Origin of the sequence: Bradyrhizobium guangdongense, assembly GCF_004114975.1 — a bacterium.
Classification (GTDB): domain Bacteria; phylum Pseudomonadota; class Alphaproteobacteria; order Rhizobiales; family Xanthobacteraceae; genus Bradyrhizobium; species Bradyrhizobium guangdongense.
The window spans coordinates 1,111,403-1,136,032 of record NZ_CP030051.1; the positions used below are offsets into that span (position 1 = coordinate 1,111,403).

Annotated in this window: 22 protein-coding genes and 1 pseudogene; 11 read left to right on the forward strand and 12 right to left on the reverse strand. The window is 64.6% G+C overall.

Annotated features, from left to right (window positions below; genetic code table 11):
- On the forward strand, positions 1-840 hold the full coding sequence (locus X265_RS05325) for a bifunctional allantoicase/(S)-ureidoglycine aminohydrolase (RefSeq protein ID WP_128963949.1): 840 nt from the start codon (positions 1-3) through the stop codon (positions 838-840).
- A 52-nt stretch (positions 841-892) separates the two neighbouring features.
- Here the strand turns inward: X265_RS05325 and X265_RS05330 are convergent, their stop codons facing one another.
- Complete coding sequence (locus tag X265_RS05330) at positions 893-2,914, reverse strand: hybrid sensor histidine kinase/response regulator (protein ID WP_244659261.1); 2,022 nt, start codon at positions 2,912-2,914, stop codon at positions 893-895.
- Between the two features lie 238 nt (positions 2,915-3,152).
- On the opposite strand from X265_RS05330, the gene X265_RS05335 reads away from it, so the two are divergent.
- Genes X265_RS05335 through X265_RS05345 form a run of 3 tightly spaced genes read left to right on the forward strand, consistent with a single transcriptional unit; the run spans position 3,153 to position 5,819 of the window.
- Positions 3,153-3,812: an FABP family protein gene (locus tag X265_RS05335; RefSeq protein ID WP_128963950.1), complete on the forward strand. Its 660-nt coding sequence runs from the start codon at positions 3,153-3,155 to the stop codon at positions 3,810-3,812.
- Between the two features lie 22 nt (positions 3,813-3,834).
- A complete protein-coding gene (locus X265_RS05340; protein WP_128963951.1) occupies positions 3,835-4,539 on the forward strand; it encodes a RibD family protein in 705 nt (234 codons plus the stop codon).
- 8 nt (positions 4,540-4,547) lie between these two features.
- Positions 4,548-5,819, forward strand: a complete 1,272-nt coding sequence (locus tag X265_RS05345) for a flavin monoamine oxidase family protein (protein ID WP_128963952.1) — start codon at positions 4,548-4,550, stop codon at positions 5,817-5,819.
- A gap of 35 nt (positions 5,820-5,854) precedes the next feature.
- Here the strand turns inward: X265_RS05345 and X265_RS05350 are convergent, their stop codons facing one another.
- The 3 genes from X265_RS05350 to X265_RS05360 form a co-directional block, all read right to left on the reverse strand.
- The gene (locus tag X265_RS05350) at positions 5,855-6,172 is read right to left on the reverse strand and encodes a hypothetical protein (protein WP_128963953.1); all 318 of its coding nucleotides are present in this window, start codon (positions 6,170-6,172) and stop codon (positions 5,855-5,857) included.
- Positions 6,173-6,282: 110 nt separating this feature from the next.
- Positions 6,283-6,858: a cysteine hydrolase family protein gene (locus X265_RS05355; RefSeq protein WP_128963954.1), complete on the reverse strand. Its 576-nt coding sequence runs from the start codon at positions 6,856-6,858 to the stop codon at positions 6,283-6,285.
- A gap of 83 nt (positions 6,859-6,941) precedes the next feature.
- Positions 6,942-7,289 (reverse strand): DUF3088 domain-containing protein, encoded by a 348-nt coding sequence (locus tag X265_RS05360; RefSeq protein WP_128963955.1) that lies wholly within the window; start codon positions 7,287-7,289, stop codon positions 6,942-6,944.
- 1,361 nt (positions 7,290-8,650) lie between these two features.
- Between X265_RS05360 and X265_RS42210 the strand changes: the two are divergent.
- The 4 genes and pseudogenes from X265_RS42210 to X265_RS05385 all read left to right on the forward strand — a co-directional run.
- A pseudogene (locus X265_RS42210) lies at positions 8,651-9,112 on the forward strand (PAS-domain containing protein); the annotation flags it as partial.
- 121 nt (positions 9,113-9,233) lie between these two features.
- Positions 9,234-10,262 carry a putative bifunctional diguanylate cyclase/phosphodiesterase gene (locus tag X265_RS05375; protein WP_244659260.1) on the forward strand — a complete coding sequence of 343 codons (1,029 nt, stop codon included), beginning with the start codon at positions 9,234-9,236 and terminating at the stop codon, positions 10,260-10,262.
- 125 nt (positions 10,263-10,387) lie between these two features.
- Entirely contained in the window at positions 10,388-12,229 is a 1,842-nt protein-coding gene (locus tag X265_RS05380) for an AMP-dependent synthetase/ligase (protein WP_128963958.1), read from the forward strand.
- Between the two features lie 129 nt (positions 12,230-12,358).
- Entirely contained in the window at positions 12,359-13,918 is a 1,560-nt protein-coding gene (locus X265_RS05385; RefSeq protein WP_128963959.1) for an oleate hydratase, read from the forward strand.
- 6 nt (positions 13,919-13,924) lie between these two features.
- Here the strand turns inward: X265_RS05385 and X265_RS05390 are convergent, their stop codons facing one another.
- The 7 genes from X265_RS05390 to X265_RS05420 all read right to left on the reverse strand — a co-directional run bounded on the left by X265_RS05390 (position 13,925) and on the right by X265_RS05420 (position 21,477).
- The gene (locus X265_RS05390) at positions 13,925-14,503 is read right to left on the reverse strand and encodes a hypothetical protein (protein ID WP_128963960.1); all 579 of its coding nucleotides are present in this window, start codon (positions 14,501-14,503) and stop codon (positions 13,925-13,927) included.
- Positions 14,504-14,713: 210 nt separating this feature from the next.
- Positions 14,714-15,457 carry a CoA transferase gene (locus tag X265_RS05395; RefSeq protein ID WP_128963961.1) on the reverse strand — a complete coding sequence of 248 codons (744 nt, stop codon included), beginning with the start codon at positions 15,455-15,457 and terminating at the stop codon, positions 14,714-14,716.
- Positions 15,457-16,275 carry a CoA transferase subunit A gene (locus X265_RS05400; protein ID WP_128963962.1) on the reverse strand — a complete coding sequence of 273 codons (819 nt, stop codon included), beginning with the start codon at positions 16,273-16,275 and terminating at the stop codon, positions 15,457-15,459. Before X265_RS05400 ends, X265_RS05395 begins: the two co-directional genes overlap by 1 nt.
- Positions 16,276-16,406: 131 nt before the next feature.
- Positions 16,407-18,257 (reverse strand): hypothetical protein, encoded by a 1,851-nt coding sequence (locus X265_RS05405; RefSeq protein WP_128963963.1) that lies wholly within the window; start codon positions 18,255-18,257, stop codon positions 16,407-16,409.
- 151 nt (positions 18,258-18,408) lie between these two features.
- Positions 18,409-19,722: a tetratricopeptide repeat protein gene (locus X265_RS05410; protein WP_128963964.1), complete on the reverse strand. Its 1,314-nt coding sequence runs from the start codon at positions 19,720-19,722 to the stop codon at positions 18,409-18,411.
- Between the two features lie 10 nt (positions 19,723-19,732).
- A complete protein-coding gene (locus X265_RS05415; protein ID WP_128963965.1) occupies positions 19,733-20,743 on the reverse strand; it encodes an aldo/keto reductase in 1,011 nt (336 codons plus the stop codon).
- 308 nt (positions 20,744-21,051) lie between these two features.
- Positions 21,052-21,477 carry a PaaI family thioesterase gene (locus X265_RS05420; protein WP_164938437.1) on the reverse strand — a complete coding sequence of 142 codons (426 nt, stop codon included), beginning with the start codon at positions 21,475-21,477 and terminating at the stop codon, positions 21,052-21,054.
- A gap of 73 nt (positions 21,478-21,550) precedes the next feature.
- Between X265_RS05420 and X265_RS05425 the strand changes: the two genes are divergently transcribed.
- Together X265_RS05425 and X265_RS05430 are read left to right on the forward strand one after the other, a co-directional pair.
- A complete protein-coding gene (locus tag X265_RS05425) occupies positions 21,551-22,177 on the forward strand; it encodes an NUDIX hydrolase (protein ID WP_164938438.1) in 627 nt (208 codons plus the stop codon).
- Between the two features lie 55 nt (positions 22,178-22,232).
- Entirely contained in the window at positions 22,233-23,450 is a 1,218-nt protein-coding gene (locus tag X265_RS05430; RefSeq protein WP_128963967.1) for a hypothetical protein, read from the forward strand.
- Positions 23,451-23,587: 137 nt separating this feature from the next.
- Here the strand turns inward: X265_RS05430 and X265_RS05435 are convergent, their stop codons facing one another.
- Positions 23,588-23,890 carry a hypothetical protein gene (locus X265_RS05435; protein WP_128969151.1) on the reverse strand — a complete coding sequence of 101 codons (303 nt, stop codon included), beginning with the start codon at positions 23,888-23,890 and terminating at the stop codon, positions 23,588-23,590.
- A gap of 193 nt (positions 23,891-24,083) precedes the next feature.
- Here X265_RS05435 and X265_RS05440 point away from each other — a divergent pair, with 193 nt between their 5' ends.
- On the forward strand, positions 24,084-24,563 hold the full coding sequence (locus X265_RS05440; protein WP_164938439.1) for a hypothetical protein: 480 nt from the start codon (positions 24,084-24,086) through the stop codon (positions 24,561-24,563).
- The last annotated feature ends 67 nt before the right edge of the window (positions 24,564-24,630 follow it).

Below are 24,630 nucleotides of genomic sequence, written 5' to 3' on the forward strand. Positions count from 1 at the left end.
ATGTCATCGCGAACTTATCACATCCCGCAGGGCGGTCTGCCGCCGCAGACCGATCTTCTCAGCGGCCGCGCGGTCTTCACGACCGCATACGCCGTGATTCCGGGCAGCGTGCAACGCGATATCGTCATCAGTTACCTGCCGCACTGGGACAACACGCGGGTCTGGGTTCTCGCGCGACCGCTGTCCGGCTTCGCCGAGACGTTCTCCCATTATCTGATGGAGATCGCGCCGGCCGGCGGCAGCGACATCCCCGAGCCCGAAAAGGACGCCGAGGGCGCGCTGTTTGTCGTGGGCGGACAAGTCGTCCTCAAGCTGGCAGGCAAGGAAAGCGAGCTGACGGCCGGCGGTTTCGCCTATATCCCGCCGGGTTGCGCGTGGAGCCTGCGTAATCGCGGCCGGGCCCCGGCCCAGCTGCACTGGATCCGCAAGCTGTACCAGCGCGTGCCGGGTTTGGCTGATCCCGAGCCGATCGTGACCAACGAGCAGTCGATCGGGCCGACGCCGATGCCTGATACGGAGGGGCGTTGGGCCACCACGCGCTTCGTCGATCCCGCCGACCTCAGGCACGATATGCACGTCACGATCGTGACGTTCGAGCCGGGGGCAACGATTCCCTTCGCCGAGACGCACGTCATGGAGCACGGGCTGTACGTGCTCGAGGGCAAGGCGGTCTACCGTCTCAATCGCGATTGGGTCGAGGTCGAGGCCGGAGATTACATGTGGCTGCGCGCGTTCTGCCCGCAGGCCTGCTACGCGGGCGGCCCCGGCCGGTTCCGCTATCTTCTCTACAAGGACGTCAACAGGCACATGAACCTGCGGCAGGGCGTGCCGCTGATATAGGGCGGGTGCGTCGGCTGCGCCCGTGGTCGCCGCCGCGTGTTGCAGCCCGCCCTCACCCCGCCTTGGCCAGATTGGCCAGGCTCGCCGCCAGCTCATCGCTTCGGAATGGTTTTGTCAGCCGCGACAAGTCCGGCGTGATGCCTTCGTTGTTGGCGTAGCCTGACACGACGAGGATCTGGATCTCGGGATATTGGCTGCGCAGCGCGAGGCCGAGGTCCGTTCCGCTCATGCCGGGCATCAGATGGTCGGTGATAAGCAGGTCCGGGCGCAGGCCGTCTTTGACGCGCTGAAGCGCATCCTCGGCTGAGCCTGCCTCGACGACCCGGTAGCCGAGCTCGCTCAGCATTTCGGCGGTGCTCATGCGCACCAGCGGCTCGTCGTCCACCAGCAGTGCCGTGCCGGTGTGCAGCGGACGCAGCTTTGCTTGCGGGGCGGCATCGATCGCGCCCGCGGCCGCGTGACTGACCGGCAGCCACAATTCGACCGTGGTGCCTGCCCCCACTGCGCTCCTGATCGTCAGGGCGCCGCCCAGTTGAGAGGCAAGGCCATGGACCATCGAGAGGCCAAGGCCGGTCCCTTGCCCGATGCCCTTGGTCGAGAAGAACGGCTCGACCGCGTGAGCCAGCGTGTCCTCGTCCATGCCGTTGCCGGTATCCGCAACCGAAATGCAGACATAGGCGCCCGGCACGAGGTCAGAGCCGTGCGCGCGTTCAACCGTGCGGGCCTTGGCCGAGATGCGCAATTTGCCGCCGTCGGGCATGGCGTCACGCGCGTTCACGCTGAGATTGAGGATCGCCATCTCGATCTGGTTGGGATCGGCCATGGCTTCGGGCAGCCCGTCCGGCGTGTCCACCGTCACCTGGATCTGCGGTCCGGTCGTGCTGGAGATCAGCTCGCCCATGTCGGCGACGAGCCGGCCGATATTGACCGGAACGGGCTGGAGCGGTTGCCTGCGCGCGAAAGCAAGCAGGCGCTGCACCAGCGTCTTGGCGCGCTCGGCCGCCTGCGCGGCCCCGGCGATCAGGCGATGCTCTCGCTCGCCGCCGATGCCCTTGCGCTGAAACAGGTCGAGCAGGCCGACGATCGGCGTCAGCAGATTGTTGAAGTCGTGCGCGACGCCGCCGGTGAGCTGGCCCATCGCCTCCATTTTCTGAGCCTGACGCAGCGCTTCCTCGGCTTTCGCCAGGCGTGCCTGCTCCTCGAGGCGATCGGTCACGTCCATCCCGGTCAGGAATGCGCCGATCCGCGTGCCATTGGGCGTGCGCAATGCCTCGAACTTCATCTCGTAGACACGGCGATCAAACCTGATGTCGCCGAGTTCCTCGATGGTCGTGAAGCTTTCGCCGGCCAGCGCCCGGCTCCAGATCGCGGTAGCTGCCGCGAGATGCTCGGGCCGGTCGGCGAGGAATTCCTGCAGGGAATCTCCGACCCTAGGTCGCTTGCCGTAGATGCGCTGATACGCGTCGGAGCAGGACGCGTTGATCGCAAGCCAGCGATAATCGAGATCGAGTGCCTGAATCTGCCCATCCGTGGTTTCCACGATGGTGGCGAGCAGATGACGCTCCGCCGCGCGCTCGGCCACGCGCTGCTCGAGCGTCGCGTTCAGCTCCCTGTAGCGTGCTTCACTGGCCCGCAATTGCGTCTCGCCGAGAACACGCTCGGTCGTCTCCGAGACGATGCAAAGGACGCCGCCGACCGAACCATCATCGTCAGGCACGGCCGAGTAGGAGACATCCCAGTAGCTCGTCTCTCCATAGCCATGGCGCTCGACGTAGAAGGGACGGTCCTTGGCGGCGAATGTCTTTCTCGTCTTGCGCACGCCCGACAGCAGCGGCTCCAGGTCATCCCACAGCTCGCCCCAGTTCTCGATGGCGGGCCGGCCAAGGGCGCGGGGGTGATTGGCGCCGATGCCGGGCGCATAGGCGTCATTGTAGAGCGCGATGTAGTCGGAGCCCCAGAACAGCACAATCTGGGCCTGTGCGGCCAGCAGCATGCCGACCGTCGTTTTCAGGGCCTGGGACCATTGGTGGGGAGAACCGAGCGGCGAGCCCGACCAATCGAGGGTACGCATCATCGCACCCAGCTCGCCTCCGTCGGAGAGGAAGCCCACATCGATTGACTGCCGAGCAGTTTTCTCCGACAGCACCGGACCCCCTTGCGACGCGTGACATGGGCGTCCTTGCCCATTCGAGCCCGGATTTCGAGGACCAGGCACTCGAGCCCCCACAACGTGCGGGGCAGCCCTTCGGTTCCATCGTGCTGGTTTCGTGCTGCCCTATGCTAATGCTGCCGCGCAACAATGCGAGGTCTGCATGCTCCCCCTTCCGGCCGACATCTTCACTGAGCCCGAGGACGTTTCTCCCGACAGTCTTGCCAATCTCGGGCCGCTGCGCCGGCTCGCCGGCACCTGGCAGGCGGACAAGGGCATCGACATCAATCCAAAGGCGGACGGGCCGGAGCGGCGGACCTTCATCGAGCGCATCCGGATGGACCCGATCGATCCGCAGGCCAACGGGCCGCAACTGCTCTACGGCCTGCGCTATCACGTTCACATCAACACGCCGGAAGAAGACATCACGTTCCACGACCAGGTCGGTTATTGGCTGTGGGAGCCCGCGACCGGGCTGGTCATGCAGACGCTGGCGATTCCGCGTGGACAGGTGCTGCTGGCCTCGGGCAAGGCGGCGCCGGAGGACAGGAAAATCTCCGTCACGGCGAAGCGCGGCGATACTGCTTACGGCATCTGCTCGACCGATTTCCTGGAACAGGCATTTCGCACCGACAGCTATCGTTGCGACATCACCCTTAATGACGACAGCAGCTGGAGCTATCTGATCCAGACCGAGTTGTTCGTCCGCGGCGCCCCGTTCAATCATCACGACAGCAACACGCTTCTGCTGGTCGCGCCGCCCAAGCTTAATCCGCTCGCGGCGATTGTGAACGAGCGTGCCAAGGGTAACAGGCCGGCCTGAGAAGGCGGCGCGGAGAATTGTCATGAAGCCCTACGTCATCTGCCTGATGCACGCGAGCCTCGACGGCCGCACCCATCCGAGCCGCTGGCGTCCAAAGGGCGCCGGCACCGACTGGTTCGAGAAGATCCATGACGAGCTCGGTGGCGATGCCTGGGTGATTGGCCGCGTGACCGGTTCCGAATTCGCCAAGGGCCAGCCCTATTCCGAGACGCCGAACCAAAAATTTCCCCGCGAAAACTGGTTCGCGCGACGCGATGCCAAAACCTATGGCGTCGTGCTCGATGCGTACGGCAAAATCGGCTGGGGCCGCGCTGAGATCGGCGGCGATCCCATCGTCGTGGTGCTGACCGAGAACGTGCCGGATTCGCATCTGGCCGGTCTGCGCGGCGAGGGCGTGTCCTATATTTTCGCAGGCAGGTCCGAGATCGACCTGGTGCTGACGCTGGATATTCTCAACCGCGAGCTCGGCGTGAAACGTCTGCTGGTGGAGGGCGGGGGTGTCGCCAATGGTGCGTTCCTGCGCGCCGGCCTGATCGACGAATTCAACCTGATCCTCAGCCCCGCGATCGACGGGGCCAGGGGCGCGCCCTTCGTGTTCGATTCGACCGAGGCCGACAGTGACAAGCGTGCGCCACTCGCCGCCATGACGCTGGAGAGCACGCGGGATCTCGGCGGGGGCGTACTGTTGCTGCGCTATCTCATCCAGAACGACGTCACGCGGCGATAGCGAGTTTCATGTCGGACACGCCAGAGCATATCGTCATCGTCGGCGCAGGCGCCGCCGGACTGATGGCCGCCCGCGAGCTTGCGCGCGCCGGCAAGCGCGTGACCATGCTGGAGGCGCGCGACCGCTGTGGCGGGCGCATCCATCCGCTTTCCGCAGCGGAGTTCGGCTACCCCGCCGATGCCGGCGCCGAGTTCGTCCATGGCGAGGCGCCGGTCACGCGCGCCCTCGCTCGCGAAGCCGGGCTGATGGTGCGGACGATCGGCGGCGCGCAGTGGAGCTTCGACGGTACGACATTCTCGCGGGAGAATCCGCGCGATCCCCACGACGGCGCGCTTCATGCCGCCGTGAAGGACCTGACGGACGATCTCACCGTCGCCGACTTCCTGCGCCGGCATTTCGCCGGTCCGGACCATGCGCGCCTGCGGCATGCCGTCGAGCGCATGGTCGAGGGCTATGATGCGGCCGATCCCGAGCGCGCCTCGATGCTGGCGCTGCGTGATGAGTGGATGAACGAGGGACATCAGGCGCAGGCGCGCATCGACGGCGGTTATGGCGCCCTGATCGATTTTCTGGCCGGCGCGTGCCGCAAGTCCGGTGCTGCAATTCACCTCGGTGCCGTGGTCACGGCGATCGAGGAGAATGGAAGCAAGGCCGTCGTCCGATGTGCCGGCGGAGCGGTGCAGATTTGCGATCGCGTCATCCTCACCGTGCCGCTGCCCTTGCTGCGCGAGATTGCGTTGTCCGCAGCCGTGCGGGTGAAGGCGGCGGCTGCTGACGACATCGGCTTCGGCAGTGTCATCAAGATCCTGCTGCGGTTTACGCGGCCATGGTGGCGCGAGCGGCGCGAAGATTTTTCGGACATGCTGTTCCTGCTGTCGGACGAAACGATTCCGGTGTGGTGGACGCGATACCCGGATCAGCATCCCGTGCTGACGGGATGGTTCGGCGGTCCGCGAACGGCGGAGCTGTCGCATCTCGAGCCGCAAGGATTGATCGACGCCGGGATCTCTTCGCTCGCCGCGATCTTCAGCATTCCGCGCGAGGAGATTGCGCGCGGTGTTGTGGCGGCTGCAGCGACCAACTGGGCGCACGAACCCTTCGCCCGCGGTGCCTATTCCTGGGCAACGCCGCGGACGCGCGCGGCGCAGGAACGACTGGCACGCGCCGACGGCCTGGTGCTGTTGTCAGGTGAAGCGCTCTATCGTGGTCGCGACATGGGAACGGTCGAGGCCGCGCTCGCGAGCGGAGCGGAAACGGCGGGATTGATCTTGCGCGGATAGGAAAGAAGGCCCGCATCTTTGCGGGCCTTTTCGTCTCACCAGCGACTGCCGCCGAAGCTGAAGGTCACGCCGGGACCGCCGCCGCCATAATAGCCGTAGGGGCCGCCGCCGTAATAACCCTGGTGCCGCGGGTAATAGCCGTAGCCGCGATAGTGCGGCCGATAATAGCCGTGGTGCGGGCGCCAATGATGATGGCGGTGGCCGTAATGGTTGTGGTGTCGGTGCTGCGCGCTGATGTCGGTCGATTGGCTGGATCGCGCGTTCGGCGCGGCCTTTCCGCCCGCCGCGTTGGCTGCGGATCCGCCGGCCAGCGCTGCAGCGCCGACAGCCATCGCGACAAAGAGATATTTCATGTCATCACTCCAGTTGAGATATCGAGTGACAACAGATGGGCATCGCTCGCGTTCCGGCGAGAGCGGGCGTCGAAACGACGCAGACGATCGAGGTGGCTTTGCGCTGAGGTCTATTGTCGCATCGCTATCAGCGAGGCGATCACTTCAGTCGTGGTCACGATGCGGGCAAATTCGCCGTTCAGATTCGACAGCGTCATCGCGTGAATGTCCTCGGCCGAATGCATGTCGCCGTCGGGACCCGTGCGGTCGAACGTCCAGGTCGCGTCGCGCACCAGGCGCGTGTCGAAGCCGAGATTTCCGGCCATCCGCGTCGTCGTCTCCACGCAATGATTGGTGGTGGCGCCGCAGATCACGAGCGCGGCGATGTCGCTCGCGCGCAGACGCGCCTCGAGGTCGGTGCCGATGAAGGCGCTATTCACGCGCTTGACGATCACGGGCTCGCCAGCCTGCTCGCGTGCCTCGTCCTTCACGGCGTAACCGGAGCATTCGGCGCGGAACGTCGAGTTCGGCTTGGTGCCTTCGTGACGGATGTGGAAGATCGGCGCGCCGCTCGCCCTGAACGCTGCGAGCAGATCGACAATGCGCGCCACCGCATCCGGATTGTTGCGCCGCTTGCCCGCGGCCTCCCATTCGTCGAATGCACGCTGGACGTCGACGACGATGAGAGCGGGGAGAGGATGGGACATGGCCGGCATTCCGCAGTTTTGGCCGAGTATGCGTGGCGATCGCGAGGCCGGGCAATGCCGATTTTCCCTCGTTTCGGGACGGCTCACGGATGCGGACCGGGAAATCCGTGGCGCTCGGACAGCGCGGCGAGGATGGCATCCTTGTCGGCGATGAAGGCGCGCCCCTGGTAGCTGCCGGTCTGGTGTCGCGATGTCGCGCCGTCGGCCAACACCAGCAGCGGCAGCCATTGGTTCTCTTCGCCGACGAATGCGATCACGGCCTGCCGCGGCTTCGGCCAGGCGATGCGTTCGACGTCGAGCTTTTCGGCCAGCGCCGGAAACGAGGCGAGCACGCCCTCGATCAGCGCGCAATGCCAGCAATAGAAGCGTTGGCCGGGGTAGGCCGGGTCTTCGAAACCGGGGTGCAGCAGAAAGAGGCGGTCGCGTGTCATGAGTTTGCTTCGAAGCAGGGCCGGCTCTGGCACTATAATGCATGGACGGTCGGATGCTACCCCCTGGCTCGTGAGTCGATGCGCATCTGCATCTCAATATGAGATGATCTCCGTAATGCTACGGGAGGGTCGATGCAATTCTGGCGGGACGATGGAACAAAAGCTTAAGGCGGCCAGCCTAGGCTTCCGACGAAACGCTGGGAGCTTCCCAATCGTTCGTTGCAGAAAAGGACTGTCCGGGCGCTCCGGGCAGTGAGTTCATGCCGGGTTTCGAGCCGCTGCCAGCGGCTGGCGATGTAGTTTCGTCCGGTCGCGATTCAGATCGCCGGCATCCCATGATGCGGGCGGCAAATGCCGTGCGCCGCATAGGAGCGAGTGTGTGGCGCAGTGTGCCGCTGCAACTCGCGGTGTTCTTTCTGCCGCTGGTGTGGATCAGCTATTTCGCGATCACCGTCTCGGAGAGAACGGAAGCGTTGCAGCAGGCGCGGTCGCACGGGGATAGCGTTGCAAAACTATTCCAGGAGAATACCGAGCGGATCTTCGAGCGGGTCGATCAATCGCTGTCGATCGTGCAGACGCTTTACGCCCAGGATCCGGCCGGCTTTGATCTGAAGTCCTGGAGCGACCGGGCGCATCTTGCGAGCGGCGATGTCGTTCAGTTCTCGCTGATCGGCCTCGACGGTTACATGTTCGCCACCACCTCGGGCTATTCCGGTCCGCCGCTCTATCTCGGCGATCGCGAGCACTTCATCAACACGCTCCGGCAGGCCGACGACAGGCTCTATGTCGCCAGGCCGGTCTTCGGCCGGGCGTCGAACAAGTGGACGATCCAGCTCGCGCGCAAGCTGCTCGATCAGCAGCAGGCTGCCTTGGGCGTGATCGTCGGCTCGATCAGCGTCGACATGGTCGGCAATTTCTACGAGACCGCGAAGCTCGGTGCCGGAGGCACTCTCGTTCTCCGCAACGCGAACTACGTGGTGCTTGCCGCGCGCGGCGTGGATCAGAACGGATTCGTCGGGCAAGTAGCTGCCGGGCACATCCAAAGCCGGCTGCCGAACGGCGGTGGACAGTACTGGAGCGAAGGGCGCACGGACCGTAGCAACAGATTGATCACCGTGCGCAGATCCGCGCTCTTCCCGCTGATTTTTACCGTCGGTATCGCCGAGCAGGAGATCTACGCGCATTATGAGTCCAGACGGGATGCTTATCTGGGCAGCGCGCTGATCTTGACCCTGGTGATCGTGGTCGCGACGACGCTGCACTGGCGAAGGCAACAGGCTCTCGACCGCGCCCAATACGAATTGCGCGATTCACTGGGCAAGTTCGAGGATGCCTTGCGCAACCTGCCGCAGGGGTTGAGCATGTTCGACGGCAATGATCGCCTGGTCGCATTCAATCGTCAGTGGCTCGATATGTACGGCCTTCCAGCTGACGATATTCACCTCGGGATGAACTTCCACGAGGTGTTTGCGCATCAGGATGCCGTGTCGGACCTCGGTGAATATCTGAGCGATCTGAAGCGCCGTCTTGCCGCGTCGGAACACGCGTCGAATACGCTGACATTCCCCAACGGCCGGATCGTCCACATTTCCTACGGTCGGCGCCAGGACGGCGGCTGGGTTGCGATGCATCAGGACATCACGGAGCGCAAGGCATCCGAGGACCGGATCGAGAAGCTCGCCCACTATGACAGCCTGACGGGACTCGCAAACCGCAACCTGTTCAAGGATCGGATCGAAGAGGCGCTGGCGAGGCACAGGCGGATGCACACGCCCTTCGCCGTGCTTCTGTGCGACCTCGACAAGTTCAAGTCGGTCAACGACGCTCTTGGTCATCAGTCCGGCGATGCGCTGCTCAGCCAGGTCGCCGGCCGGATCAAGGCCGAAAATACGCGAGGTCGATACCGCTGCACGAATGGGAGGCGACGAATTCGCGCTGATCGTGATGCCGGGCCGGGGCTCGCTCAGGGACGGCGCCGCCATCCTGGCGGACCGGCTCGTGAAGGCGCTTGCCGCCCCTTACGACATCGACGGCCATGCGATCGTGATCGGCTGCAGCATCGGCGTCGCAGTGGTGCCCGATCATGGGACGCGAATCGACGAAATTCTCCGCAATGCCGACCTGGCGCTGTACAAGTCGAAAAATGCAGGTCGCAATTGCTTCAATGTCTATTCGCCGGACTTGAAGGTCGAAGCCGACCAGCGCAGTCTCCTCGAGATCGAATTACGCGAGGCGATCTGGCGAGAGGAGATCGAGGTCTTCTATCAGCCGGTGGTCGAACTCGGCACTGGCCGAATGGTTTCTGTCGAAGCGCTCGCCCGCTGGCACCACCCGACCCGGGGCTTCGTCCCGCCGGCGGAATTCATTCCGATCGCCGAGGAGGCCGGGCTGATCGTCGAGCTCGGAAATCTGGTCCTGGCGAAGGCGTGCCGTGACGCCATGAAAATGCCTGACGAAGTCAAGGTGGCCGTCAATCTGTCGGCCGTCCAGTTCACCAAGAGCAACCTCGTCGACGTCGTGAAGTTCGCGCTCGCCGAGAGCGGGCTTCCCGAATGTCGGCTGGAGCTGGAAATCACGGAGAGCGTGTTCCTGGCCGACAGCGCCGAAAATCTCAAGACGCTCCGGAGTCTGAAGGCTCTCGGCGTGTCAATCGCACTTGACGATTTCGGCGTCGGCTATTCGGCGCTGTCATACCTGACCGCCTTTCCGTTCGACAAGGTCAAGGTCGACAAGGCGTTCATGGATCGGATCGACCGGCCGGAGACGCGCGCGGTGTTGGGATCGATTGTTCAGCTCGTGCGGACGCTCAATCTCGCGATCGTCGCCGAAGGAGTAGAGACCCAGCAGCAGGTCGATGAAATGGGCGCGCTCGGCATTCCCCTCGGCCAGGGCTATTTCTTTCACAGGCCTGTGCCCCTCGCCGATATCGCCTCGCCATCGTCGACCGCACCCAAGTGGCAGGCAGTCGCCTAGCGAGCCTGCGTGTTGCTCGATCACGGCCTGGCGTTTTGCTCAGGATCAATCTTGCCGGGGACCGGTTGGCATAGCTTGCGACCCGGTGGATTCCGCGGGAGTCCAGCATATCCTGAGTCAACGTCATGGCAGATCAGATTCCGCAACCCAGGCCCGGCACGCTCGCCCAAGTGACGACACTGCCGGAGCTCCTGCGCTGGCGCGTCGGCGCAACGCCCGCGGCGGAAGCCTATCGGCATTTCGACGCCTCGGTCGGACGCTGGATCAGTCAGTCCTGGCAGGAGATCAACGCGGAATTCGAGATCTGGCGATGGGCGCTCGCTGCCGAAGGCTTCGCGCCCGGCGAGCGCGTCGCGATCCTGATGCCGAACGGCACGGCGCATATCGCGATGGACCAGGCGGCGCTGTCGCGCGGTCTCGTGCCGGTGCCAATGCATGCGGTCGACAACCCCGACAGCATCGCCTACATCCTTGCCGATTCCGGCGCCCAGTTCTTATTCGTCGATACCTTGCAGCGATGGCAAGCAATTGTAGCGGCCGGCCAGCCGCTCGACCATCTCAGACGCGTCATCTGCGCGGATACGAGCGGACGAGCAACACCGGACGCGCGCGTCATCGCGCTCGATCGCTGGCTCGCCGCCGCGCCCGGCGCGACCGCGCCGATGGCGGATGTCACGGTGAAGCCGGACGATCTCGCCGCCATCGTCTACACCTCAGGCACGACCGGCCGGCCGAAGGGCGTGATGCTGTCGCATCGCAACGTTGTCGCCAATGTGAAGGCGATCGCGCAGCGCATCGCGGCAGCACCGGATGACGTCTTTCTGTCTTTTCTGCCGCTCTCGCACACGTTCGAGCGCACCGGCGGCTACTACTATCCGATCGCGGCGGGCGCCTGCGTGGCCTATGCGCGCTCGGTGCCGCTGTTGTCGGAAGACTTGAGACATGTTCGGCCGACGGTGCTGGTTTCGGTGCCGCGGATTTACGAGCGCATCTCGGCGCTGATCATGCAGCATCGCGCCGCAGCCGGAGCTGTCGAGCGCGCGCTGCTCGATCTCACGCTCACCGTAGGTAACAGGCGTTTCGACGCGCGGCAGGGCCGCGGTAGGCTGTCGCCGCTCGATCGGCTGATCTGGCCGCTGCTGAAGCGGCTCGTCGCCGACAAGGTGCTGGCACAGCTCGGCGGCCGGCTGCGGGTCGCGGTCTCCGGGGGCGCCCCGATCGCAGAGCCGGTCATCCGCCTGTTTCTCGCACTTGGGCTCGACATCCTCCAGGGTTACGGCATGACCGAGACTTCGCCGGTGGTCTCCGTCAACACCATCGAGGACAACGATCCGCGTTCGGTCGGTCACGTCCTTGACGGCGTCGAGGTCAGGCTGGGCGAGAACGATGAGCTGCTCGTCCGCGGGCCGAGCGTGATGCTGGGGTACTGGAACAAGCCGGACGAGACACGGCGCGTGAAGGAGGCCGACGGCTGGCTGCACACCGGCGATCAGGCGCGGATCGAGAACGGCCGTATCACCATCACCGGTCGCCTCAAGGACATTCTGGTCACCTCGACGGGCGAGAAAACCGCGCCGGTGGATCTGGAGACCGCGATCCTGGCGGATCCCCTGTTCGAGCAGGCGCTGGTGATCGGCGAGCAGCGCCCCTTCCTCGCTGCGCTTGTCGTGCTCAACGCCAAAGCCTGGGTACAGGAGAAAGAGCGGCTCGCAGCCGCCGGCGAGCAAGGCGGTGCGGCGGAGCGCGCCGCTCTGCTCGCAAGAATCGCAGCGGCCGTGAAGGCCTATCCGTCCTACGCGACGCCACGCGCGGTCTGGTGGACGCTGGACCCCTGGACCATCGGCGCCGGGCTGCTGACGCCGACGCTGAAGAACAAACGCCCGGCGCTCGAACGCCGCTTCGCCGCCGAGATCGAGCAGATCTACGCGAAGAAGCCTCCAAGCGTGCACGAAGCGCGCGGTGGATGAGGGGCACGTGGCAAGGCCGGCTCAACTCAATGTGATGCTCAGCGTTCCTACGCTTGATCCAACGCAACTTCGACCGATGCGCGCAGATGCAATGTCGTGCCGAAAATTGGACTGCAATCGAGGCAAGGCATGAAGGCATATTTCATTGGTGGCGGCATCGGGTCGCTCGCGGGCGCGGCGTTCCTGATTCGTGATGCGAAGCTTTCGGGACGCGACATCCTGATCTACGAGGCGCTGCCGCTTGTCGGCGGCAGCCTCGACGGCGCGCAGCTTGCGAACGGCGCCTATTCGCTGCGCGGTGGACGCATGCTCACCACCGACCATTACGAGTGCACCTGGGATCTGTTGTCGGACATTCCCTCGCTCGAACGCCCGGGCCACAGCGTGCGGGACGAAACCGTCGCGTTCAACACGGAGAACCCCGCGCATTCGCGCGCGCGTCTGGTGGATCGCAACCGCTTCAAGATCGACGTCTCGCATATGGGCTTCTCGGCGCGCGACCGGCTCGAGCTGTTGCGGCTCACCGAGGCCTCCGAGGAAACGCTCGGAAACAGTCGCATCACCGACTGGTTGTCGCCAAAATTCTTCGAATCCAATTTCTGGTACATGTGGCAGACCACCTTTGCCTTCCAGCCCTGGCACAGTGCGGTCGAGCTGAAGCGCTATCTGCACCGCTTCATGAACGAGTTTCCGCGCATCGAGACGCTCGGCGGCGTCAAGCGCACGGTCTACAATCAGTATGACGCGATCGTGCGGCCGCTCGAGGACTGGCTGAAGCGGCAGGGCGTGCAGTTCGTGCGCGGAACGCGCGTCACCGACATGGCATTCGAGCCGGAGGGAGAGAAGCTGCGGGTGCGCCAGCTCGTGCTCGACCGCGACGGCCGCACTGCCAACGTCCGCCTCGAGGACGGCGACCTCGTGTTCTTCCAGAACGGTTCGATGACGGATGCCTCGAGCCTCGGCACCATGACCGAGCCCGCGCCGCACCTGACGAAGGACGACAGCCAGGGCTGGGCACTGTGGGAGACGATCGCAAAGGGGCGTCCCGAATTCGGCAATCCGTCGGTCTTCAACAACTCGATCCCCGAATCCTACTGGCTGTCCTTCACGGTGACCTGCCGCGATCCGCGCTTCTTCGACCGGATGGAGGCATTCTCCGGCAACAAGGCCGGGACCGGCGGGCTCGTGACATTCAAGGATTCCAACTGGCTGATGTCGGTCGTGCTGTACCACCAGCCGCATTTCACCGGCCAGCCGAAGAACGTCCAGGTGTTCTGGGGCTACGCGCTGCATCCCGACCGCGTCGGCAATTTCGTCGCCAAGCCGATGTCGGATTGCGGCGGTGCCGACATTTTGACCGAGCTGTGCGGCCATCTGAATTTCGATCGCGCCGTATTCGACGATGCGATCTGCATCCCCTGCCGCATGCCCTACATCACCAGCATGTTCATGCCGCGCAGCATCACAGACCGGCCGTTGCCGGTGCCGGCGAATTCGGTGAACCTCGCTTTCGTCAGCCAGTTCGTCGAGATCCCCGATGACGTCGTCTTCACCGTCGAGTATTCGGTACGCGCGGCGCAGATGGCAGTCTATCAGCTGATGAAGATCGATCGCCCGGTGCCGGCCGTGACCCGCCACGACAAGTCGCTCGGCGTGATCTTCGCGACGCTGGAGAAGGCGTTCGCGTGAGGCCCGCTACTTGAACGGATCCTGGATCGACGGCGACGACTGCCGGATGCGGCGCACGCTCACCGGCGTACCGTCGGAGACGAACAGCAGTTCGTACGTCCGGCCTTCGTTGTCGGTCGCCGAGCAGGTGACGTCCTTCACCTTCTTGGCGGCGAAATTGCCGGTCTGGCGGCAGACGCCCGTGGAGGTCTGCTCGGCGGGGACGGGAAGGCCGTCGACCTTGGGGCGGTCCTTGGAGTTGAGCAGCATGCGGTCGATCGGCAACTCGTAGGAATTGTCATCGGCCCGCCTGCCGTTCTCGCCGGAGAACGACACCACGTGGTGCTCGTCGCTGGGATCGTCGACCGCGACCGCGAAGTTGACGCGGCCCTTATCGCCATGGGCATAGGCCACGGTCTTGCAGGCAAAGGTGCGCCCGGCCACCTTCAGTGTCTTGCAATGGCCTGACATCAGCGCCAGCAGATCGATGAAGGAATGCTGCTGGGCCGGCGGATTGTTCACCGGAATCGCAGTGGAAGACTCGGCAAAACAAGGGCTTGCGAGAGCGACGAGGATGGCAGCCAGGACCGGTCGGCGGAGGCGCATCGCCAGGCTCATGTGCCAGGGGGCGACGGACGGGCGGAAGTTCCGCCCAATAACCATCGAATCGCAAGATGGTTGCGATCCCGTTTGCCTTGCCAAACCAGACTGGAATACCACCGTGCCACCCATCGGCGATTCGCTTGGACCGCCCCCGACCATCCGGCCGCACTTGCCGCCAGGCCAATGTTTTTTTCGTGGCGGAGAGCGGTGCGATCACGCCGCCTGCTTCATGATCCGCGCAAAGGCCGGATAAGTCTCCGCGAGCTCGTCGAAAACCCGCCCGCGCAGCAGCGCCAGCGTTGCGGCATCGGGCCGCGGCGTTGCGCGGACAACGTCCGGCTCGGCATAGTCGAAGCCGGTGTTCTCCCTGATGTCGGCCGGCGTGAACGGCGGATGCACCGAGCGCAGGGCAAAGCCACCTGCCTCGCGGTCGAAGTCGAACAGCGCCATGTTGGTCAGCAGCGCATAGGGGCCGCCCCGGCGTGGGACTTCCGGCGTGATCGCCCGGGCGCTGACGAAATCGACCTTCGGCACGAACACGCGCCGCGAATGCTCCTCGCGAAACAGGATGACGCGCGGCACGAGATGATAGAGGTAGGCCGAACCGAACGAGCCGGGCCAGCGCACGTCGGTCTTTGGATAGTCGCCGGTGCCGACCAGGTTGATGTTGCCCTGACCGTCGATCTGGCCGCCGCCGAGGAAGAAGGCATCGACGCGGCCCTGCGCAGCGCAGTCGAACAGCTCGATGCCGCCATTGGTGAAGAAGTTGTGCGCCTGCGATCCCAGGATGGAGATGCGCACCGGCGGCTTGCCGTCATGCTCGTTGCGGGCGCGCAGCAGCATCGCGCCGGCCGCGGGGATCGGTGACGAGGCGCCGACAGCGACATGACGGATGCCGTCGAGCAGATCGGCGATGGCGGCGATCAGGATCTCGCGACGTTCGTGATCGGACGACATCAGGCCACCTGCTTGCGATGCGTCAGGAAGGTCGAGAGATAGGCGCGAAAGCCATCCTCGCTGCGCGCCATTGCCGCGTAACGCGCGATCTCGGCCTCGTCGGCCGGATATTCGTCCCACAGCGCCAGCGGCCAGGCGCCGTGCTCGGCGACCGCGATGGCATCGACATAGAGCGACGGCAGCACGCCGGCGGCGGAGTCCTCCGTCTCCAGCAGATTGCGCTCGACGATGCGTTCGACCGTGACCAACGTCTTCCTGGCCGCATAGGCCATGGTGGCAAGCTCGCGGAAGCGGCCGATCCGCACGTTCCCCGCGCGATCGGCCTCCGGCGCGTGGAACAGTGCAATGTCGGGCGTGATGGCCGGCACCACGACGACTTTGCGCGCCTCGCCGACCGGGCTGTCGATCACCTTCCAGTCGGGACGCACCTCGAGGAGGTCGCTGCCGATGATGCCGGCGATCGGCATGAAGGGCACGCCGTGCTGCGCCGCCATCAGACCGGCGTGAATGGCGGGGCAGGTGGCATCGCGCAAGGTCACGGAGCCAGCCCGCACCGCAGCGCCGAACCGCGGCGCGCCGCCGGCTTCGCCGAGCGAGATGGCGCTGGTCTCGAGCGTCTTGACCGCGCCGGCGCCGATCAGGAGATCGGCCTGCAGGCCGCTGATCGGAACACAGATCAGGCGAAGATTGTCGATGCCGGCCTCGATGATGGCGGCGGTCGCGGCCATTGCGACGCCGGAGCGATCGACCGGAACGGCCAGCGATTGGCCAGGGGCAACGCGCGCGGCCAGCGCCTCCAGCGCAACGATCTCGGTCATGGCGTCCTCCGTTGTGTTTTCGCTATCCTGCCTTAAGCCATCGCCGCCTGCCAGCGCGTATCGCGCAAGGAGGGGCGGCGATGCAGGCGGGCCGGAACGGCTTCGCGACGCCTCGCCGATCGGTTCTGATGTCAGGCTGTCAATGCCTCTGTCTCCGATGGAACCGGTGAGGCATATGGCTTCTGATCGAGACGCCCTGCGGCGATGGCGGTGATCATATCGTCCGACATGGCGCCACTGCCCACCGTATTCTGGTGACCAGCGTGGTACCAGTTCAGTCCGATGATATTGCCCCAATCGCTGTAACCGCCGATGAATTGCTTGACCTGCGCTTCCGCGCTGGCTTGCGGGAAACTGCTATCTGCGTCCCAGTAGGATTGCACGGTCGCAATGATCGGGTTTCCGATTCCGCTTTGGCGGAACGAGTCGACGCAGAGCTTGGCGTAGGCCACCGGCGTCTTCTTGTACCAATAGATCTGAGGCGCGAAGAACGAGACGTCATCAATGGCAAGCCGGTAGATCGCGGTGGCGTCGGGATGGCCGTTCAGGTTGCCGAAAGTCGACATGCCGAGATTGTCCTTGCCGAACGTCGACTTCAGGCTTGCCATCAGGTTCTTGAATGGCTGTGTTTGCCATTGATCGGGCTGACCATGCACGGGGTTGCCAGGCTCCACGTCTGCAATGAAGGCGTCGATCCCGTACTTGTTGCAGAGCTGCTTGGCGAGGTCGCCATCGGTCGCGGCATTCTGGCTGTAGCAATAGCCCCAGCCAGCACAGGCGATATTGGCCTGCTTGAGCGCCGCGACCAGTTCCCTGGTGCCGCCATTGCCATTGTCGAGGGTGCCGCTGGCCGTAAACAGCTGGATCCACACTGAGGCGATGTGCATGTCCTGCATCGCCTTGACAAATCGCGCGGCCTTCTCCTCGAGCGTTGTCGCGGTGCCGCCGCCATAAGTCGCATAGCGGTCAAGCGTCCTGAGCGGCCCGTATTCGAGAAACATGCCATGCCCGAGGAAGGCCCGGTTGATCCTTTCGGGAATGGTCAGCACATCGGCATGGAAGGCCGTTAGCTTGAGCAGGTTCGACGGCGTCCCGCTTGCCTCCGCGCCGCCCGGTGAGCCTCCTCCTCCCCCTCCACCGTCATCGCCTCCGTTTCCGCCCATTTTGCCGTTGTTGGCCTCGGCTCGGGCTCCCGCCAAGGCTTTCTGAGCGCTGACGACATTCGAGGCGCCGAAATAAAAGCTCGCGACGGCGGTGACGAGCGTGCCCAGCATGACGATCAATTGCTTGGCAAGATCGCCGGCCGGGCCGTTCGCTTCCTGGAAGGTCACTGTATAAACGGCGGCGGCTCCCGCCGCGCTGGCCGGCGCGGGCTCTGGTTGTTTCCGGATGATCATGACGCGCGCGCTCATGTCGTCGAGCCCGCTCTGAGTCACGTGCTCCAGAGTACGCAGGGGCGGCACGGACAGGCTGTTGTAGAGAAAGATCGACATGATCGAGAAGACGACCAGCAGCATCAGCGCGATGATGGCGCGTACCGAGCCGCTGGGCAGGCCGAGGGCTTCCTTTGGGTTGGCGAGCTTGATCGCCTTGAAGGAGAACGCGACGAGCCCGATCACGATCAGCAGTACCGTGACGCCCAGGACGACGATGAGCGGCAGACCGACGATGGTGCGAACCGTATCCGTCGTCCGCACGCTTGTGACCAGGTAGAGGATCCAGATCAACGCGATGGCGACGACGACGCCACCACCGAGCGCAATGGCCAGCGCGGCGAACCTGTCGTAGTCGCGAAACGCAAACGCGGGCGCGCCCTGTGCTGTGGGGACCTTGCGGAGCACGTAGGTTGTCAGCCCGGCGCCGATCAACAAGGCCACGGCGGCAGCGTGAGCTGGCGGGGTTTGGGTGAGGAGGGCGACCGCCCAGACGGCCGCAAGAATAACGATGATGGCGGCAAGGGCCGATCGGACAAAATCATTCATGAAAAGCCTCTACACTACTTAAAATTGATAGTTTTGACAGCGCATTCTGAAAAGTCAACATTGCTGGGCGATAACGCAACTGCGGTGTGGATGTTCGCAGACGCACATCGCCCGTCGGTGGGCGCCCGGACTGGGGAGAAGCTGTGCCGCTTTAACTTATCGCCGCCTGCCAGCGCGTATCGCGCAAGGAGGGGCGGCGATGCAGGCGGGCGTCGAGGAGCTTTCGGGCACGCGGCAGCTCGCCGCTGCGGATCAGGGCGAGGAGGAACGCGTCTTCGATCAGTTCGCGCTGGGCATGGCTGCCGCCGATGCGCGCGATTTCGGCAAGGACAGGGTCGAGCTCGCGCACGCACGCCGCGTAATTCTCATCCGCGAAGGCTGCCAGCCCGCGGCAGATCGCCGGCAGCACGGGGCCGGCCGGCAGCTTGCCGTCAGCAAGCCGCTGCTCGATCGCGGCAAGGCGGGCGGCCAGCGCTTCGCAATTTTGCGTCGCGGCAGCGAACAGCGCCATGTGGACGTCGGCGAAGGGCAGGCCCGATTTCGGAAACAGCTTTTGCGCGGCGGCGTCGGCCTCGACCCAGAGTGCCTTCGGCACGCTATGGCCATAGGCCGACAGTCGCCAGAGCAGCGAGGCGCCGTCGGTGATGGCGTTGAGCGGCGGCGCTTGTGTCGCGGAGGGTTGCAGCACGTCGGCATAGATTTGCAGTGCCCGTGTCGCATCGCCGCGTTCGAGTGCGCCGAGCGCCTGGTGCCAGAGGATATGGCCGTGCAGGATGCCGGCGCGGTCGTAGGTGGGGATCCAATCATCGACGAGATGGTCGGCGTCCTCGATCGAGCCGTCCTCGAACATCGCATGCAGCACGGCATGTGCGGCGTGGGCGTTGGCGCGGCGCAGATCGAAGCCGCGCTCGGTGACAGCGCGGCCGCGGACAACGTCGCCATTCTCGGTCATCGCCCAGCCGGACATGGTGAGAAACCACCAGTCTTCGCCGTAACGATGTGCGACGCTCTGGCAGAGCTCGTGCCGGGCACGGTCATGATCGGCCATGCCGGAGAAGGCGAACAGGCCGAACGCGCCGAGTGGCAATGACAGCACCACGGCATCGCGTGGCCAGCTTTCGACGTGCTTGAACATCGCCGCGATTGCGTCGGGCCCGCGGCCCTCGATCGCAAGCGCCAGCGTCTCGACATGGGAGCGCTCCCGCTCCGTGCCGCTGATGGCGACGAGCTCGCGCGCCAGGGCCGCCTTGCTGCGTGCGAGGTCGCCTTGCTGATAGAACGCATGCACGCGGGCGCGGGCGATATGGGCCAGCGCGAAATCCGGATCGGCCGCAATCGCGCGCTCCAGCGCCTCCGCCGTCCCGGTCCACCCCGAGAGCATGAGGTCGACGCCTTCGCGATAGGCGGACGCGGCCTGATCGGACGCGGTGGAAAGCGGCAGCCCGTAGCGGTCTTCAAGCGCCATCGTCGTCCCCTCACGCCGTCCGCGCGCGGCGTCCTTCGATCGGATAGGCTGGGTCGTTGTAGCCGGGCGTCGACGGATGGCCCGGCACGACCAGCCGGTCGATCAGCGCCTCGTCTTCCGCTGTGACGCGGTAGTCGAGCGCGCTGATATAGCCGTCCCACTGCTCCTCGGTGCGCGGGCCTGCGACGATCGAGGAGACGAACGCGGAGTTCAGAACCCAGGCCACCGCGAACTGGCCCGCGGTGATGCCCTTCTTCTCAGCGTGGGTCTTGATCTCCTGCGCCAGCTGGAGTGATTCCGGGCGCCACTCTGTCTGCATCATGCGGGCGTCGTTGCGGCCCGCGCGCGTGTCCTTGTCCGGCGCTGCATCGGGCTTGTACTTGCCGGTGAGCACGCCGCGCGCCAGCGGGCTATAGGGCACGATGCCGAGACCATAATAGGAGCAAGCCGGAAAATGCTCGACCTCGGGCATGCGGTTCATCGCATTGTAATAAGGCTGGCTCACCACCGGGCGATCGATGCCGAGCCGGTCGCAGATGTTGCAGATCTCGGCGACGCGCCAGGCGCGGTAGTTGGAGACGCCGAAATAGCGGATCCTGCCTGATCGGACCAGATCGCCCATCGCGCGCACCGTCTCCTCCAGCGGTGTCGCGTGGTCCTCCTTGTGCAGATAGTAGATGTCGATGTGATCGGTGCCGAGCCGCGTCAAGCTCTCGTCGGCGGCTTGCAGCACCCAGCGCCGCGACAGCCCGACGCGGTTGGGATCATTGCCCATCGGGTTGGCGAGCTTTGTCGCGAGCACCCAGGCGTGGCGATTGCTCGCGATGGCGCGGCCGACGACCTCTTCGGAGCCGCCTTTCGAATAGGCGTCGGCAGTGTCGATGAAGTTGATGCCCGCGTCATGTGCCTTCGCAATGATCCGCTTTGATGCCGCCTCATCCGTCGGTCCGCCGAACATCATGGTGCCCAGACAAATCGGCGACACTTTCAGGCCGCTGCGGCCAAGCTGGCGGTATTGCATGGGCTTTTCCTCGGAGCTTCTGTTGTGGAGCACCATAGCCGCCCTGTCCCGTCATTGCGAGCGCAGCGAAGCAGTCCAGAGATGCGTCCGTGGAAACACCTGAATTGCTTGATCGCTACGCTTCTCGCAATGAAGGCGTTTGCTGGCCACACCCTCAGCTGTCATCGCCCGACTTGATCGGGCGATCCAGTATTCCAGAGGCAGTCGTGATAGAGCCGCGAAGCTGCGGCGTACTGGGTCGCCCGGTCAAGCCGGGCGACGACAGCGGAGTGTGTGGTGTGCCGCGGTGGCAGCCTCGCTGAGTGATCCTACCCCGGCCCCTTCAGGATCTTGAACACACCGTTCGCCATCACGATGCAGCGATCATCCACGGTTACTTCGGTGCTCATGAAGATCAGGCTGCGGGTCGAGCGCACCACGCGGGGGCGGGAGATCAGGATGTCGCCGATCTGGCCGGCCTCGACGAAATGGGTGTCGAGCTGCACCGTCGCCATGTATTCCTTGCCGGAGACGTAGCGGGCGGTCATGCCGCAGGTGCGGTCCGCAAAGGTCATCATCACGCCGCCCTGGACCATGCCGCGGCGGTTGTGGTGCTTGTCCTCGGTCGCAAGTGCGAATTCGTAGTGGTCGTCGAGCTTGCGCTCCCACAAGGGACCGACCAGATGCATGAAGCCCGTGGTCTCCAGGATGCTCCAGCCGTCCGCTTTGAGCTTTGCTGCGGCCTTGCTCGTCATCGCTCTGTCCATCCTTGCAACGCTTGGTTCGTCCCTCGTTTCATCGAGCGCGATCCTGGTGTAGTCAAGCATCATGAGAGCTTTCGGCGATGCCACCAGACGGAATATCGCAGAGGCCTGCGCAGCGTTTGCGCGACTGCCTGATGCGGCCGAGCCGTCGGCACTGAAGCGCGCCGCAGTGGTGCTTGCGCTGACCGCGTCGGACGACGGCGACGACACTGCGTTTCTGCTCACCAGGCGCGCATCGAGCTTGCGTTCCCATCGCGGGCAATGGGCGCTGCCAGGTGGACGATGTGACGCCGGCGAGACGCCGGTCGAGGCGGCGCTGCGCGAACTCGACGAGGAGCTTGCGCTCCGGCTTCCAGCCGATTCCGTGCTCGGCCTGCTTGACGACTATCCGACGCGCTCCGGCTATCTGATCACGCCGGTCGTGGTCTGGGCGGAGGAGAGCGCCGCGATGATGCCGAACCCGGACGAGGTCGCCTCCGTTCACCGCATCGCGCTCGACACCATCGAACGCGACGGCGCCTTCGACTTTACTGACATCCCCGAGAGCGCCCGCCGCGTGATCCGCTTTCATCACCAGATGAGCCTGATCCACGCGCCGACGGCGGCCCTGATCTACCAGTTCCGCGAGGTGCTGGCCGGGCGGCAGACCCGCGTCACCGACTTGGAACAGCCCGTATTCGCCTGGAAATGAGATGGTAAACGGCGTGTTAACGTGACGGTTACCGGATGCCTGCTAAGAGGGCAGCATGCATCATTCGATTCGAAATCACCTGGCGCTGGTTCCACTCGCGCTCGTCCTGCTCGTCCCCGCCGCCCATGGCGGCGAGTCCGACGCGCTGCCATCAGCCGTCCGCAATGCGCATGCTCAGCTGTTGTCGCAGTTCTTCGCGCAAGGCGGGGGGGCATCGCCGGCCGTGCTCGAATATCGGCGCAAGCTGGCCGAATATCAGGCGGCGCGCGCCGCGTTCGATGAGGAGGCCGGCGCTTATTGGAGTCAGATCTCCGAGAAGCGGAAAGGCCGCAATGCCAAGCGACGCAACGGGCAGCAGATCACGCTGGACGATTACGTGCTCGAGCATCCGCCTGTTTATACCGGACCGAAGCGGCCGGTGAATCCCGAGCCGGAGGAGACGCCCGAGCGTCCCACCCGAAAGCCGATCCCGGTTGTCGCCGATCTCTTGCGCGCGGCGCAGGATCTCTATCAGTTCACGCCGCAGCGCCCCTCGAGCGAGGTCGAGTTCAAGCGCGCCTATGCGCGTTACGCGCTCGCGTCGGGCCTGACGCGCGAACAGGCGGTGCGGGTCTATTCCTTCGAGACCGGCGGCACCGGCACGTTCGACGTGCAGGCGGGCATCGAGCACGGCGGCAGGCGCGCGATCTCGACTGCGATGGGCTACAACCAGTTGCTGACCACCAACAGCGTCGAGCTGCTCGCCGAGCAGGGCCATGAACTCATTCGCGCGCTCTCCGACAAGGTGGCGCGCACCTCGGGCCCGGCGCGCCAAGCGCTCGAACATAAGCTCACCGTGCTGAAGAAGATGGTGGCGCATGCGAAGTCGGTGCCTGACACCTGGTCCGAGCACGAGAAGATCGGCAACACCGCGCAGGGCTGGGCCATGCATGCGATGGTGCTCGACGTCGACATCGGGCCGATGCTGCAGACCCACAAGCTCCTGACCTCGGTGCTGTTCGCGCGCGCCAAGGGCTACAATCGTCCGCTCACCGCCGCAGAGCTCGAGATGATGAACCTCACCGGCGACGGCACCGGCTTCGACATGGTGACGATGCCGCAGGCGATGCGGGAGCAGGTGCCGACTTCGAACTTCTTCCAGCGCAGTGGCTACGAGCGTAACCCGGTGGCGATCCGCCACAACACGGTGGCGAAGCTGCTCGCGGTCACGGACGCGCGGATGGACAGCAACAGCAACAACGCCGGCGCACGGGAGCTGGCGGCGGTGTTTTAGGACGGTGTTGTAGGGTGGGTCAGCGAGCTGCGGTAGGGTGGGCAAAGCGGAGCGTGCCTACCATTTTTCGTGGGCAGGGCGCTTCGCGCCATTGCCCACCCTAGGGCAGCTGCGTTTGTGGCGAGTGCCAGCGTCTCTTACTGATCTGGGCCGAACTTGAACCGGCCGTCGCCTTCCAGATATTGTCCGCTGCGCATGTAGAGCTGGCCGTTCTGGCCAATGAAGAACAGCGTGCCTTTGGGGACCTTCTTGGCGCCCTTCAGGAGCTCACCGGCATTGCTGGTGCCCATCTTGTAGGAAAAGGTCTTGCCTTCCTTGTCATAGGCATAGCCGGTATCCGGCTTGAGCTCCCACGGCGTTGCCGCGTTTTGCGCGCATGCGGGAACGGCGAACGCGCCAAGCGCGGCCGCGATTGCAAATGTCTTGATTGAAAATGCCATCATCTATCCTCCCCGCTATTGGGGTGTCCGCTTGAACAAATCACGAACAGCATTTGCGGGTCAATCCTCGATGTCGCGGCAGCGCATCACGTCTTGCCCAGCAGTTTGTGATTTTCCCTTCGCTCCCTCGCGACTATGTTCCGCTTTCCGTCTAGAACGCAATCCGACAAAGATATTGGTGGGGATGATTCGAATGCGCCATGTCGTTAAACTTTGCTGGGCTGCCTTGATGTCGCTGACGGCGCTGGCGCCGGCCGCCCGGGCCGATGATTACCAACTCAGCCACAACCAGCGGATTTCGTGCAGCCGCGGCCTCGCCCCGGGCAAGCTCAACACCGCGACCTGCAAGTCCTACACCTATCTCTTCAACACCAAGACCTCGGAATATTTCCGCTGCCAGGTCTCGTTGGCCCTGACCCGCGACAACAAGGAGGTCATAAACGTCCAGACCGACGGTGGCTGCACCAAGAAGCCCCGCATTTTCGAGACCGACGGGCACTATGATTTCGACGCGACCGAGACCGAGCCGCCGAACACCAACTCGTTCTTCGGCCCTGGCGGTTACTCGATCTGGGCGGCCGACATGACCGCGCAGAAGGTCCGCGGCTGCATCACCATCTCTTCGGGTCTCGGCTCCGACATTTCCAAATGCCTGGACATGACGTTCCAGTGAGGGGGCGCCAGGAAGGGCTTGCCAGTGACGGCGGGCGCGTGACTGCGCCACGTCGCCGCACCTGTCG